General features: G+C 29.1%; 14 protein-coding genes and 1 tRNA gene. 3 read left to right on the top strand and 12 right to left on the bottom strand.

From position 1 onward, the window contains the following. Position 1 precedes the first annotated feature (1 nt). The 11 genes from P161_RS18460 to P161_RS0112105 all read right to left on the bottom strand — a co-directional run bounded on the left by P161_RS18460 (position 2) and on the right by P161_RS0112105 (position 11,078). Positions 2-994, bottom strand: a complete 993-nt coding sequence (locus P161_RS18460) for an HNH endonuclease domain-containing protein (protein ID WP_036841453.1) — start codon at positions 992-994, stop codon at positions 2-4. Further along, the gene (locus tag P161_RS0112150) at positions 994-2,952 is read right to left on the bottom strand and encodes an AAA family ATPase (protein ID WP_026777249.1); all 1,959 of its coding nucleotides are present in this window, start codon (positions 2,950-2,952) and stop codon (positions 994-996) included. The genes P161_RS18460 and P161_RS0112150 overlap by 1 nt, the downstream gene beginning before the upstream one ends. A gap of 169 nt (positions 2,953-3,121) precedes the next feature. After that, the gene (locus P161_RS0112145) at positions 3,122-4,120 is read right to left on the bottom strand and encodes a YafY family protein (protein ID WP_026777248.1); all 999 of its coding nucleotides are present in this window, start codon (positions 4,118-4,120) and stop codon (positions 3,122-3,124) included. A gap of 284 nt (positions 4,121-4,404) precedes the next feature. After that, a complete protein-coding gene (locus P161_RS0112140) occupies positions 4,405-5,655 on the bottom strand; it encodes a type II toxin-antitoxin system HipA family toxin (protein ID WP_026777247.1) in 1,251 nt (416 codons plus the stop codon). Between the two features lie 57 nt (positions 5,656-5,712). After that, positions 5,713-5,946 carry a helix-turn-helix transcriptional regulator gene (locus P161_RS0112135; RefSeq protein WP_231494741.1) on the bottom strand — a complete coding sequence of 78 codons (234 nt, stop codon included), beginning with the start codon at positions 5,944-5,946 and terminating at the stop codon, positions 5,713-5,715. A 288-nt stretch (positions 5,947-6,234) separates the two neighbouring features. Continuing rightward, the gene (locus tag P161_RS0112130) at positions 6,235-6,933 is read right to left on the bottom strand and encodes an AAA family ATPase (RefSeq protein WP_368086209.1); all 699 of its coding nucleotides are present in this window, start codon (positions 6,931-6,933) and stop codon (positions 6,235-6,237) included. A 267-nt stretch (positions 6,934-7,200) separates the two neighbouring features. Continuing rightward, a complete protein-coding gene (locus P161_RS0112125; protein WP_368086208.1) occupies positions 7,201-7,986 on the bottom strand; it encodes a transcriptional regulator in 786 nt (261 codons plus the stop codon). After that, entirely contained in the window at positions 7,979-8,305 is a 327-nt protein-coding gene (locus tag P161_RS0112120; RefSeq protein WP_081817027.1) for a helix-turn-helix domain-containing protein, read from the bottom strand. The genes P161_RS0112125 and P161_RS0112120 overlap by 8 nt, the downstream gene beginning before the upstream one ends. A gap of 224 nt (positions 8,306-8,529) precedes the next feature. Beyond that, positions 8,530-9,225, bottom strand: a complete 696-nt coding sequence (locus P161_RS0112115) for an RteC domain-containing protein (protein WP_051605732.1) — start codon at positions 9,223-9,225, stop codon at positions 8,530-8,532. Between the two features lie 238 nt (positions 9,226-9,463). Next, positions 9,464-10,711: a site-specific integrase gene (locus tag P161_RS0112110; protein ID WP_026777241.1), complete on the bottom strand. Its 1,248-nt coding sequence runs from the start codon at positions 10,709-10,711 to the stop codon at positions 9,464-9,466. Between the two features lie 282 nt (positions 10,712-10,993). After that, a tRNA-Ser gene (locus P161_RS0112105) sits at positions 10,994-11,078 on the bottom strand. Positions 11,079-11,320: 242 nt separating this feature from the next. Between P161_RS0112105 and aroC the strand changes: the two genes are divergently transcribed. From aroC to P161_RS0112090, 3 genes are all read left to right on the top strand, one after another. Then, positions 11,321-12,385 carry a chorismate synthase gene (aroC, locus tag P161_RS0112100; protein WP_026777240.1) on the top strand — a complete coding sequence of 355 codons (1,065 nt, stop codon included), beginning with the start codon at positions 11,321-11,323 and terminating at the stop codon, positions 12,383-12,385. Positions 12,386-12,469: 84 nt separating this feature from the next. Further along, a complete protein-coding gene (locus tag P161_RS0112095) occupies positions 12,470-13,558 on the top strand; it encodes a heparan-alpha-glucosaminide N-acetyltransferase domain-containing protein (RefSeq protein ID WP_081817026.1) in 1,089 nt (362 codons plus the stop codon). 136 nt (positions 13,559-13,694) lie between these two features. Beyond that, complete coding sequence (locus tag P161_RS0112090) at positions 13,695-14,465, top strand: alpha/beta hydrolase (protein ID WP_368086207.1); 771 nt, start codon at positions 13,695-13,697, stop codon at positions 14,463-14,465. 266 nt (positions 14,466-14,731) lie between these two features. Here P161_RS0112090 and P161_RS0112085 read toward each other — a convergent pair whose 3' ends face one another. Next, positions 14,732-15,043 (bottom strand): DUF3467 domain-containing protein, encoded by a 312-nt coding sequence (locus tag P161_RS0112085; RefSeq protein ID WP_026777237.1) that lies wholly within the window; start codon positions 15,041-15,043, stop codon positions 14,732-14,734. Positions 15,044-15,130: the final 87 nt, after the last annotated feature.

The following is a 15,130-nucleotide window of genomic DNA, read 5'->3' as shown; positions in this document are numbered from 1 at the left end:
TTTAAATCAATTTAAAATCTTCACTAATATCTTTCATCATTTTTGCTAATGGTCTTTTAAGCAAATCTTTATCTTCTGTGTAGTTGCCAATAATAAATCGGTGAATCATTTCTTGGGTTAAAGTAATGTTTTTGCTGTTTTTAAAGAAGTCTGAAAGTTCTTTTTTTCGGTAACTATTATAATACAATCCTTTTAAATATGTCTCACCAACTACATCTTTGAATTGTTGATATTGTGTTTCTACTTTAAACTCGTTTTTGTAATTCTTTAGTTTATTTTCAGTTTTTAAATTACCTAAATATTTTGTTCTTACATTAAGCTGTAATTCAATTTTATTCTCATTTTTATTTATATCTATTAGAAATAGTGCTAAACTTTTATTGGTGGCTTCATATTTTGCAATCTTATCTAAACTATCTAGATACGGATGAATATTATCTTTAATACTATATGGTTTATCTGATTTGCTCATATTACAACTCGCACAACATGGAATTAAATTGTGATAAGATAAACTTAAATATGGATAGATACTCTTGGGGAAGAAATGATCTAAATGAAATAATAACTTGGTTTTTCTATCATGCTTAACTGTTAATGTGTATTGTGAGTTACAATAGGCGCATGACTTAATTTTTAGCTGATTGGCTAACCAAACAGCTTTGGCACTTTTTCTAAAACCTTTATAGTTAAATATCTTTTCTATTTCTTTTCCTAAGGAAGTCAATTTTTCTTGACCAACATCATAAATAGTAGATTGAAATCCTTTTGTTTCAAAATCTTTTATTATAGACTCTAAACCTTTAGGATTAGATGAAATAATTGATTTTAATTTAGATTTTATATATATAATTGTTGCTCTATCTTCATGAGTAAGATTTGCCAACAACCAACTATTTAGTTTAGAGTCAACTGATTTGTAATTCCCTTTAGAGTTTAAAATCAAATCAGCATAATCGCTAACAACTTTTTTATTCGTTTTGATTTTAATCATTATTTTTTATTTATTTCCCTTTCTAGCTCTTCTATTCTTTTTCTCATTACCGAAACTTCAGAAAAATTTAATCTTTGGTTCCTCATGGATTCTAATTGCATTTTTATTAAAGGTTCTCCAATTGCACTAATGATGTAATCTATTTTTTTAATATCATCTTCAGTTAAATCACTATCGGTATTATCCAGTGCTTCTATTACCCATTCTATCTTTTCTTTGGCAAATTCACCAATAGTCCCATTTTCCATAAAGAATGAATCTGAAAGTAAAGAATAAATATTAGCGCCAAATGTTTTTTCTCTACCTAAATCAGCAATTTCTGCATTTCCTGTTTTTTCATTTCTTTTCATAAAAATAACATTCTCTTTAGGTACATCAGACAAAACAAATGGACTGTGTGTAGTTAGTATTAATTGAATCTCTATATCTTTAAAAAGTTGAGTCAAAAACTCTGTAGCTAGTTTAAAAAATTGTCTTTGCCATTCAGGATGAAGCGCAATTTCTCCTTCATCAATAAAAATAACAACTCTTTCTCCTTTTATACCATAATCACCCTCTTCTTGTTCAAGAATTTGATTTTTTGCCCAATAAAATCTTGCGAAAAAATTTAATAGATTTTGTTCTCCAGAACTTAGTTCGTGAGCTATTTGATAATGAAAATGAAGTTGATTGTTAAGGAGTTTTTTAGTCTCCTTAATAAGGTTTTGTAACCTCTTTTTGTTATTTGATTTACTAATATCAATTTCTATATTCCTATATAAATTGAATATTCCTAATTCTCTTTCATTATATCTTGCAAAATCTTCATCAGCAACGTTCATTTTTTCTTCTTTCCAATGAACTAAAGCGGTGATTTTTAAAAGTAACTTTTTTAATGATTCTATTTTTTTTAATAGATTTTTATCTTTTAACTCGTATTTATCCTCAAAAATAAACTGTCTTAAAAAACCTTCTGAAAAGGTATTGTCTGTGACGAAAATAAAAATCTTAAAAAAATTGATTAAGAATATTTTTTCGAAACCATACTGACGATCTTTTATAGGGACAGCGTATTCTTTATAAGCATTTGTAGTAGTGCTCTCAATCTTATATTTCTCTAAGTCATAATTATCAAAACCAAAATAGAAACTATTTAATTCTTCGAAATTTTTCTCCTTTTTTATTTTGACCTTATCTTCTTCTTCTTTACTTGAATATTTACGTTCTAGTAACTGATTCTCGATTTGATGGTCAACTGATATTTTTATTTTTGAAGGTAAAAATTTAATTAGATTATTGATCGGCTCATAATCTAAAATAATATCGGATTCTCTTAATTTTTCATTTCTAAAATAAGCATAAAGCAAATCGGTTGTTTCTTTATTTTCCCATCTCGAATAAATACCAATTTTATATTTTAATGAATTATAAGCATCATTATTCATTAAATGAGTAGTAGAAATATTAACTATATTGTTAAATCTTGAGCGCATTGGTAAAATCCTAAAATCTGAATTTGGATTATAATAAATATATTTATTCTTTTCCATTTCATGAGATCTCATTTTACTTTGATCTTCATCTAAAGGAGCATTTTTAAATTTCGATATTTGATATCCTTTTTTGATTAAATATTCTAAATTTTTAATTTCTAACTCTTCCTGAACAAAGATTATTTTATCTAATACAATTATTCCTTCACCTTTCATATAGGTAGATAAGCTGCCGTTTCTTGCATGTGCCAAATTAAAATTTAGAAATTCAATTAGATTTGTTTTTCCTGAGCCATTTTTACCAACTATGGCTGTAAGACCTTTTATGTTTTCACTAAAGAATGCTTTTGGTTTTTTAGATTGAATATTTTTAATCTTTAACTTTCCATTTTTAAATTGAAATTCTTCAGAACCAGCATGTTTGAAATTAAAATCAATGTCTTGTAGATTTTTATAATTTTTAACCCAAATATATTTGATGTCCATGCTTTTATTATAATCTTATTATTTAATCTATAATGATAATTAACAGTTTAGTATAGCTTACTAATAAAACTTGATTTATTCTTTCAAAAATTGAAATCAATTTCTAAATATGAAAACTTCAATTAAATATTACTCTGTAAAATAAAATCTAAGTGTATTAAATACATCTTTATTTATTGTAATATTTACTCATTGAGTTAGCATGCTCCAACATTTGTTCTTTTAATCTTTTTGGTGCTAAAACCTCTACATCTTGTCCATAAGACAAAATTTGTTGCACCAACTCTTTATTGATAATTGTTTCAAACCAAACCTGATCTTGTTTATCCTCTTCAAAAAACTCTTCAAAATCTGGATGAAAGGGTTTTGTTTTAAAATAGTTTTCTCTACCATTGTAAAAACGTAAAACTACTTTTACTACTTTAGCATTTTTAGGTCTTACGACACCTACCATTGTTCTAAAGAAGGTATCCCAATCTACTTCACTCTCTATATAAGTAGCATCTTCAAGAACATCAAATTTGATTAGTCTTTCATCTAAAGGGATGCTCCATTCTTTAATTGTACTGGTATTATTTAAACCAAAAACAAACCACCTATTATTGTATTGCTTTAAGATATGTGGATGGAATTCAAAAGTAGTAGCTATTTCATCTTGAAAACCTTTAAAAGTTATTTGTAATACTTGTTTTTTCTTAATTGCAAGGTATAATGGCTTTAAAAATCTAATACCTTTATACTCTTCATTACTATCGTAAAATAAAATTTTAGAAGTGTCATTTTCTTCTTCACCATCTTGAAACTTTATTAAAGCCTCTGAAAGTTTGTTGTATTTTGGATGATTCTCGAACCTTTCTAATAATTGTTGAGAGGCATCAATTAAATATTGTTCATAATCCAATAACGGTTTTTGAGCTATTGAAAAATCTAGATTAGTATATCTTAAAATTCTAATATTTTCTGGAAGTGGCGCCGCAAATCCTTTGTCTTTATTTCTAAAAACTTTTATATCTTCTCTTAGTGTTCTTGTAGATATGCCTTCTCCTGGATAGATTTCTGCAATTTTATCATTTACATAAGATAATAAATCATTAAAATTATAAGATTTATTACGAAAACAATAATCTAGAATATTATATCTAATATGTGCATGTTTGCTGTTAGCCATTTATCTTTTTCAATAGATTCCCTCTTTACAGCAGCAATAAGATGCAAAGTTTTTTTTTCAATTTTCACCTAAAAAGGTTAAAAGATAAATGTATGCATTTTACTGAAATAATACAAAAGGAACTAAAAGAAATTAAAATTTATTATTTGCGTTTGTCCTCAGTATGATTTGAAAAAGCAATTAAATTAAAAGACTCTCTTAAACGACTTCTGATTCTATTACCATAAAATTGTTCTAGTTTTGTGGTTTGTGGTTTGTGGTTTGTGGTTTGTGGTAATAAAAAACTACACCTTAAATGCTTTTTGCATGAGTTGAATTTCTTTATTTGAAATGCCTATTTTTATTGCCAATTGTTTCCAGGAAGTAACCGCAGCGAATACCTCATCTAAAATGCTATTCATTTGGTTTTCATCTAAACGGAAATATATGCCTACGGTTTTGGCTAAATCGTAGTTTAAGGCATTATCATCCATATCGATATTTAAGGCCAGCCCCTCTTTATCTATAGACGGGTTGAGGTCGTAAGCTGGAGAGAGTTCCCAACCCTTGTTTGTAATTATAAACCCATGATTGCGTAAATGATCATCAGTATTGGAAATGGCAATATTAAAAACAATACGGCGCCAAAGTTGCTCGAGATTACTTTCTACATTACTACCATGATTTTGAATAAATTCTGCTAATTCCAAATAACTTGCTTGATGATCTCTAATTTTGACCTCGTTATTACCAGTCATGGTCATCGCCGAAGCGAAATGTATTCTTTCGCCATTTTCTCTATCGAAGCGTTTTGTAAAAAATGTATTGTAATTTCCGGTAACCTTTTGGATTTTACATTCGGACATGTTTATACCTGCGTTTAGTGCCAATTGATAAGCTAGATATTCCCAAGCAGCTTTGTCTGTGGTATCATTTTTTGCAGGGAATTTTGCTATCCACAAATTTTTATCGTTATCTAAAATATTTGCTTTGGGTCTGGCACCACCCAAAGAGGAACCAGGTGCCATTAAAATAGCTAACCATTGTCTTGCTTCATCATTTTCGGTATCATTTTCAAAGTTTTGAGCAGCATCTTGAAGTTCACGTATTGATGACCAAGGTGGTGTTGGAGACAGATTGTTATTATCTAAAAATGGACCTTCTACATCTGTTTTAAATCTTAATGCCCCCATTCGGCTTTCATCATAGACACCGAGTAAAAAGTCTATTTCATATAATGTTTTTGCTTTCTCTCCAATTACAGCTGCTTCTTGAGCCGCTCTTCTTTTCATTAATGTACGTCCCCAAGTATCTGGCATACTGTCTAAAAAGACACCAAAATTTTCTTTATTATTTGGATATTGTGGACCACCATAAAACTGAATATCTGGATCTAATAGCATTTGGTTTTTAGATTTGATCCAGTTTTTATCATACTCGAAACTAAAAGCCTTTTTTCCTTTTGCGTTTAGTGCTGAAAGAATGCCTATTAATTGTGGTTCTATCATTGGTTTCCAATGCGTGTATACGTATATATCTAGTTTTTTAGTAGCCATTTTACACTTCTAATTTATGAAATTGCTTCTTCGTGCCTTCTCGCAATGATAGTTATTTTATAATAAATCTAAATCTTGTAATTTTCTTCCGAATTCATCATCAGCTGCTAGTTTTAAGAAATCGTCTTGTAAGCTTAATACTCTTAATACATTGAAATAGGCACCCAATGTTACACTAGGACTCCCTGTTTCAATCAGGTATAATGTACTTCTTACTATATCGGCTCTTTCAGCAACTTGCGTTGTTGTTAGTTTACGTCGCTTTCTTGCTAATTTGATGTTTTCTCCCATTTGCTTAAGAATGTCCTTATGCTTAGGAAATAGTATTTGTGTTTTTTTATTCATGGCAACAAAATGATTGTTATTTCAATCAAATATAGTTTAATTGATTGAAATAACAATCAAAATAATAATTTTATTCTTTTTATATGACCTTATAAACAAATAAGATATCGGTTTAAACTGATGAGATTGCCACATTTCGACTTCGCTCGATACAAGCTGTGCACTCCACGCAATGACGTTGACAAGGGTAAATAATTTAATTTTTTACACTCGTTTAAAAAACAGGGGTAAAATTTACCTTCGTTTGTCTTTTGTATTATTATTAAAGGCTATTAAATTAAAAGATTCTCTTAATCTACTCCTGATTCTATTACCATAAAATTGTTCTATTTCTGAGGCTGATAGATTGGTAGTGAGATGTGTTTTTGTTCTTCGACTTTGCTCTGGATGTATAAAAGCATCATAACGACTTAGCAAGATTTCTCCCATTACATTGCATTCATTCCCAAAGTATTTTAGATTGCTTTCGGTACCCAAATCATCAAAACAAATGATGCTTGCTTTTTTTTGATGGAGTCTTGGTTTGCTATATTTGTGTATTACTTCATAGCCTTCTTTTATGAATTCGAAACTTACTTCTCTGCAAGATTTTACATAGTATTTCTGATCTTTTCGTACTAAGAATTTCAATAATGTCATTAATGTGGTTTTACCACAACCTATAGGACCAGAAAGTAATATTCCTTTTTCTAAATTGATATTGCATCTTTTTACCATTTTTTGATCTTGTAAGCTATAGGCTATCAATTTGTAAATAATGGTTTTGTCTTCTTTGTATATTTTGAAATGATCACCAAATAATTGCTTTCCTTTGGATTCTAACCAGTTTGTGGTTTTTTGGTAGTTGTACATGTTCGGTTTTCGTTGTTCGTTTGTCGTTGTTAGTGCTTTTCTTTTTTGGAATGATGAAATGGTTTTTATTTTTTTCTTCATATCATTTTGCCTTGATGCAAAACGAAACAAAAGATCAAGCCCTGAATCTTCGGCGGTCAATTAAGTTTTTGTTGTCTAAAAGAAATGAACTCGCAAAAGCTCAAACAGCATTTCTTTTTTAACGACAACTTCAGACTATTGACACTCGCCTGCCAGATTCTATGGCGGTTTTGGATTGTGACTTGATTTTGAGAGATTGCGCCCAATTATGAGATCCTGAAATACTGAAACGAGTTCAGCACTTACAAGTTCAGGATGACGCTAGCATCAAAGTGGTTCTGAGTAATTTTTATCAATTGCTGTGTTGAGGTTTTGTGGTTGAATTACTGCTTTTGAACTGTTACCATTGTTGCTATATTTTACACTATTGAGCATCCAATTTTTTGCTGCAGCTTTCCAATTTTTCATTGGGGTCTTACCTCCTACTAACCATCCGTTGCTTGAAAAGTAATTGAAAAATTTATTGGCTTCGATTTCTGGAAAGTTTTGTTCCTGAAAGTATTTCATCACCTCTTCTAAAATTGGCACATTCCTTTTGTTTTTTTTGCGCAACTTTTTTTGTTTTGAAATCTCTACTAAATTTTCTAATTCTAAATTCCGTGATTGCTCTCCTTCTTTTAAACTTTTTATATTGTTTATACTGTTTGTATAGTTTATATAAGATACCGCTGCTTGTTCAGTAGTTGGTAAGTTACTTGTCTCCTGCTTGTCTTTTACTTGTTTATTAAATGATTTCTTTTTTGGCTTTAAGTTTTCTGAGAAATTAAACATATACACCATACTTCCCTTATAGGGATTGTATGAGGGTTCGTACCTCAAATATCCTAAAGCGTGTAAATTCTTTAAGCATTTATGATAAGTTGCTTTTGAACTGATTTTACTAATTCGCATTACTTCGTCTCTTGAAATACTGATGGGATTTCTGAATCGATTGCAGTTCCAAAATTGAAACAAGGCTATGTATAAACTAATATGTGTTGGGTTTAACGTATGATCGTTGATGACTTTATCAAAGAAACCAGTTAGGTGTTTTATATAATTCATGTTACTCATTTGATGTTGCTTTTACTTTGTTTTGTTCCATTACTTTTAGAATTTCTTCATAAGAGTAAAAAATGATTCCTCCTATTTTGGTATAGGTTAAGGTTCCGTTTATGCGTAAATTTTGTAATGTTCCAGGAGAAATTCTTAATAAGCTTTTTACTTCTGAAGACTTTAGCCACTTTTTAGGTTGTTCTTCTTTTTTACTAGTTTTTATCTCATCTACTAAAAAGTTTAGAGCGTTTAGTAAATCTAACTTTGTTACTTGTTGGTGTTTTAAGATGTCGAGGTTTTCGGTTTCTGGAAATAGTTTTTTTAAGTGTAGATACATATTGATTTGTTTTAAATTATTATACTACAAAACAAGACCAATTGTGTGTTTCCTATTCACAAGGTATACGTAAGGTGGGTGTTATTTTTTACCAAAAGCTTGTAAACTACTTTTACTATTGATAAAATATTTTAAAATGAAAGTCTGTTGATTTCTTTACCAAAAAGAGCTTTTAAAAAAAGCTGCTTTTTAAGCCAAAAACCACAGCTGACCCAAGTTGGGATTTACAAATCTTCTTCGTTTAATTTTTGATTGAGGTTGTCTGCTAAACGATTTATAAATTTTGTTCTGACTGTTTTACGTAATTTGATGTCCTGGTAAATTCTATAAATATTATCTTCTAATTCTATATTGAAAATTTCGCCTATGTGTTTTGCTAATTCTTTTACATCTGTATTTCCGTTATTGATAAGTCTGGCATGTTTGAGTGCGTAAATTAATTCGACTAAATCTATTTTGGTTCCAGACCAGGAATAATTTACAGGTTCCCTAAAATTTGTAGTTCCACTTTTATGATCTATTTCATCTATTTTACGTTCTAAGTAGTTTGTGAGCATGTCTGAACAGATCAAATTTGCGACTTGATATTCATGAGATGTGGATATTTTAGAATCGAAATACAATTGCATTGAGTGATCTCGAATGATATCTTTATAGGGCCTTCTTATAAAATAATGGTGGTCGTTATAAGTTGATCTGGATCTGAAGTACTCGTAAAAATCAAAATCTTCTCTTGCAATTTGAGAAGCTTTGTTTAAAGATTTGAGATAGTGCTTTCGTTTTCCTTTTTTGCTAGAAGGTAACCTAGATTCTATCTTTAAAACATGTTTATAAAACAGTATTTTAGAAATTAGTGAAGGCTTTAATTCTTTGAAGAAATAAACCTCCTCTTTTTCAGATTCAAAACGATAAATTTTCAACCACTTGTTAAGTTTTTTCAGCTTCTTTTCTAAAAAATAAATAATTTTTTGACACCCAACAATCGTATTGGATTCGCAATTTTTGAGTAATACAAAATCCCGCTCCAATTCTTGAAAGAATGGTGTGCAAAATGAATTCATAGCAATTAAAATGATTTATTTTGAGAGCTACAATTTAAATCATTTTGTATAAAATTTCTGAATCTAAGTACTTAAAAAGTTATTAACAGTCTCTAAACTAACCTATACCTTGACTTTTACCTAAAGTATATGTATTGGCTAACTTTTGTTTTAAAATATTCATATCATGACTTACTTTTCTATCTAGCACCTTAGCATAATGTTGCGTTGTTCTTAGATTTTTATGTCCGAGCATTTTGCTGACACTCTCTATTGGCACACCATTTGAAAGCGTTACAGTTGTTGCAAATGTATGACGTGCAATATGAAAAGTCAGCTCTTTATTGATTTCACAAACTACAGCAATTTCTTTTAAATACGCATTCATTTTTTGATTGCTAAAAATTGGAAGTAAAGAGTTATTGGCAATGCATTTTGGATGGTCTGCATATTTATCAATGATCATTTGAGTAACTGGCAAAATTGGAATTTTAGAAGCAGACTCTGTTTTTTGACGGTGCGTAAAAATCCATTTGTCACCATCAATACCAATACTGATATGTGACTTCGTTAGGTTTTTTACATCTATATACGCGAGACCTGTATAGCAACTGAATAAGAATATATCTGTTACCAAAGACAAACGTTCTGTTGCGAATTCTTTATCCATTAGTTTTTGAATTTCATCTTCTGTTAAATAGACACGCTCTACTGTTCTTACTTTAGATTTGTAATTGCTAAACGGATTTCTATCCATCCAGTTATTAGCCAAACAGATTTTAACTATTTTACCGAAATTCTTAATGTATTTTACTGCTGTATTGTTGCTGCAGTTTCTTACACTTCTTAAATAGAATTCGTAATCTGTAATAAAGGCATGATTGATTTTTAGAATATCAATATCTGATTCTTTAAATTTCCATTCTAAAAATTCTTTGGTGTGTTTTAATGATGTTTTATATCTCTCTAAAGTTCCTGGAGCATATTCTTTGCCAACTAATTCTTCTATTCTCTTATTATGATCTTCAAAAATTGGAATTAACATTCGACGTTTTACTTCTTCTCCTAAAATTTTACTTTTAAATAGTTTTGCTGTGATCGGAATTTTTGCATGAATAAATTCCATTTGAATATCAATGATTTTCGTTTTCAGAATATCAAGATGTCTATTTATTGAACGAGCTTCATTAGAATGTCCCTTTACTTTACCTCCTGCAGAGGACCATTTTTCTGGATTTACTAATCTACCTGTACTAAACTCCATACGCTTTCCATTGACTGTAATGCGCGTATAAATTACACATTGCCCTTTGGCGTTTACTTTTGACTTCTTTGCATAAAATAAAATTGCTGTTTTTGTTTTCATTTTGGTAACCTTTAAAATTCATATTAAATTTAAACTGACACCGAATTCAAAACAAGATGTACTTTTTTTGAACTAGTTTTAGTCTGATTTTAATTTTTAAACCTTTGCTATCAAAGGGATAGATAAAAATTCGGTGTCACTAAATTCTGCAATTTTGCAGGTGACACCGATTTGGTCTCGATTGATATACGATTTAATGAATTTTATGGGTTTTATGGAAATGAAAAAACCCTTTAAAACATAGGTTTTAAAGGGTTTTGATGATTTTTGAAAATCTATCAGCGGAGAAAGAGGGATTCGAACCCCCGGACCTGTTACAGTCAACAGTTTTCAAGACTGCCGCATTCGACCGCTCTGCCATTTCTCCAGTGCGTATCATTAGGCATTTCCTAATTGCGAGTGCAAATATATAAACCTTTTTCATTTTGTGAAACAAAAAGTTCAAAAATTTTTATCTTTTTTGAATATCATTTTACTAACTTTATATTCCCTTATATATCAAGATTTAAAGTTAAATTTATTTTATTAGAAATCATTACAATATAATAAATAATGTTTTCTTGGTATATAGATGCTTATATTTGCAAAGATTATTATAATTTAAGCTATATGTCATTCAATTCTTTTGGAAATTTATTAAAAGTTACAACTTACGGAGAGTCTCATGGAACTGCAATTGGCGGTATAATTGATGGTTTTCCTGCAGGTTTAAAAATAAACTTTGAAGCCATTCAAAAAGAATTAGATAGGCGTAAACCTGGACAATCTAAAATTGTTACACAACGTAAAGAACCTGATACTGTTGAGTTTTTGTCTGGTATTTTTGAAGGGATAACTACAGGAACTTCTATTGGCTTCATCATCAAAAACACCAACCAGAAAAGTAAAGATTATAATCATAATACTAATATTTACAGACCTTCTCATGCAGATTTTACATATGATCAAAAATATGGAATTAGAGATTATAGAGGTGGTGGTAGAAGTTCTGCTCGTGAAACTGCGAATTGGGTAGTTGCTGGTGCCTTAGCAAAACAATTAATTGCAAATATTAAGATTAACGCTTTTACATCTTCAGTTGGAGATATTTTTATTGATAAACCTTATCAAGAATTAGATTTTTCTAAAACAGAAGATAATATTGTTCGCTGTCCAGATGGAACATCAGCAGAAAAAATGATTGCTAAAATTAAAGAAATTAGAAAACAAGGTGATACTATTGGTGGAACAATTACATGTGTTGCACAAAACATGCCTGTTGGTTTAGGTGAACCAATTTTTAATAAACTACATGCAGAGTTGGGCAAAGCAATGCTTTCAATTAACGCTGTAAAAGGTTTTGAGTTTGGTAGTGGTTTTTGTGGTGCAAGAATGAAAGGTTCTGAACATAATGATATTTTTAATGCTGATGGCTCTACACAATCTAATTTATCTGGTGGAGTTCAAGGTGGAATTAGCAATGGAATGGATATCTACTTTAGAGTTGCTTTTAAACCTGTAGCAACCATTATGAGCAGTCAACAGACCATAAATTCTGAAAATGAAATAACAGAAATTACTGGTAAAGGAAGGCATGATCCTTGTGTTGTTCCAAGAGCTGTGCCAATTATTGAAGCGATGACTGCATTAGTTTTAGCTGATTTTTGGTTAATTCATAAAACGAGAAAAATTTAATTTAGTTATCATAAAATAACTAACTCATTTTATTTTTAAGATATGATAAATATATCCTTACATTTAAGGCGTAAATTTTAAATATTGGAATCTAAAAGATTATATTTTATTGATATTATTCGTGCTTTTGCCATTATTATGATGCTTCAAGGTCATTTTATTGACACACTTTTAGCTGTTGAATATAGAGATTTAAATTTAGTTCCATACGCAATTTGGTCTTATTTTAGAGGTATAACTGCACCTACTTTTTTTACAATTTCTGGATTAATTTTTACTTATTTACTTTTAAAAGCAAAAGAAAAAGGAAATGAAAAAGAACGAATGCGAAAAGGAATTATTAGAGGTTTCTTTTTAGTTTTTGTAGGGTACCTTATAAGGTCTCCAATCTTACAATGGCTTTCTGGAAGTTTTAATACCTATTTTTTAGTAATAGATGTTCTACAATGTATTGGGTTAAGTTTAATTCTAATTATCATATTATATTTTTTATCGGGTAAAAAAACAATGCTGTTTTCAATAGTATCTGTTTCAATAGGTGTTTTAATTTTCTTAACGGAACCCCTTTATCGTGGATTATCTTTCGAAAATTTACCATTATTTTTCAGCAATTATATTTCTAAAAGTAATGGATCTATTTTTACTATAATCCCATGGTTTGGTTATGTAGCTTTTGGAGCCTTTTTAGCAACACTTTTTCATAAAAACTTACATAAAAAAAAGTTTAAATTAAAAGCCATAGTATCTTTTTTCGTGATTGGTTTAATTCTAATATTTTACTCTTCCTACATTTTATCTGAAATATCTAAAATTACAAACATCAAACTATTTTTAGATTCAGCGAGTTATAATTACCTTTTTACAAGACTAGGAAATGTTTTTATCTATTTTGCATTTTTTTACGCTTTTGAAAAGTATTTAAAATTTCCTTTAATATTAAAAATCGGACAAAAAACTTTATCCATTTATGTAATTCATTTTATTATTATTTATGGAAGTTTTACTGGAATTGGTTTAAAATTAATTGGTAAAACACTTTCTGATTGGCAAGCTGTTTTTGGAGCATCTCTATTTATAATGTCCGTTTGTTTTATTTCTTTTTATTATGTGAAAACAAATGCTTTTTTATATAAATATTTCAGAAATATTTTTGATACTTTGAAAGGTAAGTAGCCTTAATAACGACTTATATATTATGAAAATATTTATTACTTTTTTATGCTGTTTTATCCTACAGAAAAGTTTTTGTCAAACTTTATATTTAAATGAAGTTACAAAGGTTTCTAAAAAAACACGAACTTATAAAAAATTGGATAGTATTAAATTAAAGTTAGATTTTTACAAACCAAGAAGAATGAAATCTACAACTCCATTAATTTTATATGTTCATGGAGGTGGATTTTCTGGTGGAAAAAGAGATGATATAAACATAGAATCGTTTGCAAATAATATGGCTGAGCGTGGTTATGCTGTTGCTTCTATATCTTATCAATTAACAATGAAAAAGCTAGGTTTTGGCTGTAATACAAAATCATCCGATAAAATAAATGCTTTTAACACTGCATCAGATGATATTATTCAAGCAACTAATTATCTTATAAAATATAAAGAACGGTTTAATATTAATCCCAATCAAATTATTTTAATGGGCACTAGTGCTGGTGCAGAAGCTGTTTTAAATTTAGCATATGTGTATACTAGTAAAACATTATCAAAAGAAGTTAAATTTGCTGGGGTTATTAGTATGGCTGGTGCTATAATCACTTTAGATAATATAACTACTAAAACAGCAATTCCAACTCAATTATTTCATGGAACTAATGATAAATTAGTACCTTATAATGTTGCTCCTCATCATTATTGTGATAAAAATAGTGTTGGATATTTAAAATTATACGGTTCAAAAGCAATTGCTAATAAACTTAAAGAAATTGATAAATCCTTTTATTTATATACTATTAAAAAAGGAGATCATAGCTGGTCTGGCAGACCTATGAACCAGTGTAGAAAAGAAATTGTAGATTTTTTGTATTATGATGTTTTAAAAAAGAACAACCGACAAACGGAAACTGCAATATAGAAAAGCGTACTCTATATAACTAGTTATGACTCGATATATCTTTAAATTGATGGGATTTTTCTTACCAATCAAAATTGATACTTAAAAAAGTTAGTATCATTTCTTCAGAAAGTTTTAAGCAAAAAAGAGGTTGTCTAAAAAAGATTTAGACTTGTCTTGCTGAACTTGTTTCAGCATCTTAAAATACTGATAATCAAACAACATAAGAATCTAAAATAAATTCAAATTGACAAGAAATTTACTTTTTAAACAGCCTCCTATCTTCTTTAGGCTTGACCTGTAGGTCCAAAATTCATTGGAATTGGAGGTTGCTCATAATCTTTTATTTCGCCATTTTGTTGTTCAAATTTTCGAACATTATCTGCTAAAGCTTTTGCTAATCTTTTAGCATGTTGTGGTGTTAATATTATTCTAGATTTTACTTTTGCTTTAGGTACTCCTGGCATAATATTTATAAAATCAACAATAAATTCTGATACAGAGTGATTGATTATTGCTAAATTAGAATAGGTACCTTCAGCAATTTCTTGATCAAGCTCTATATTTAATTGTCCTTCTTTATTTTTATTTTCTTCCATAATTACTTTTATCAAATTTTATAATCATTAAATTTTATACATGTAAAAATAAAAAAGTTGAATTGAATACCATAATTAACTTACAGT

Origin of the sequence: Polaribacter sp. Hel_I_88 (genome assembly GCF_000687935.1) — a bacterium.
Taxonomy (GTDB): Bacteria; Bacteroidota; Bacteroidia; order Flavobacteriales; family Flavobacteriaceae; genus Polaribacter.
The sequence above is the reverse complement of the archived record's forward strand: the minus strand, read 5'-3'. Positions and strand labels throughout refer to the sequence as shown.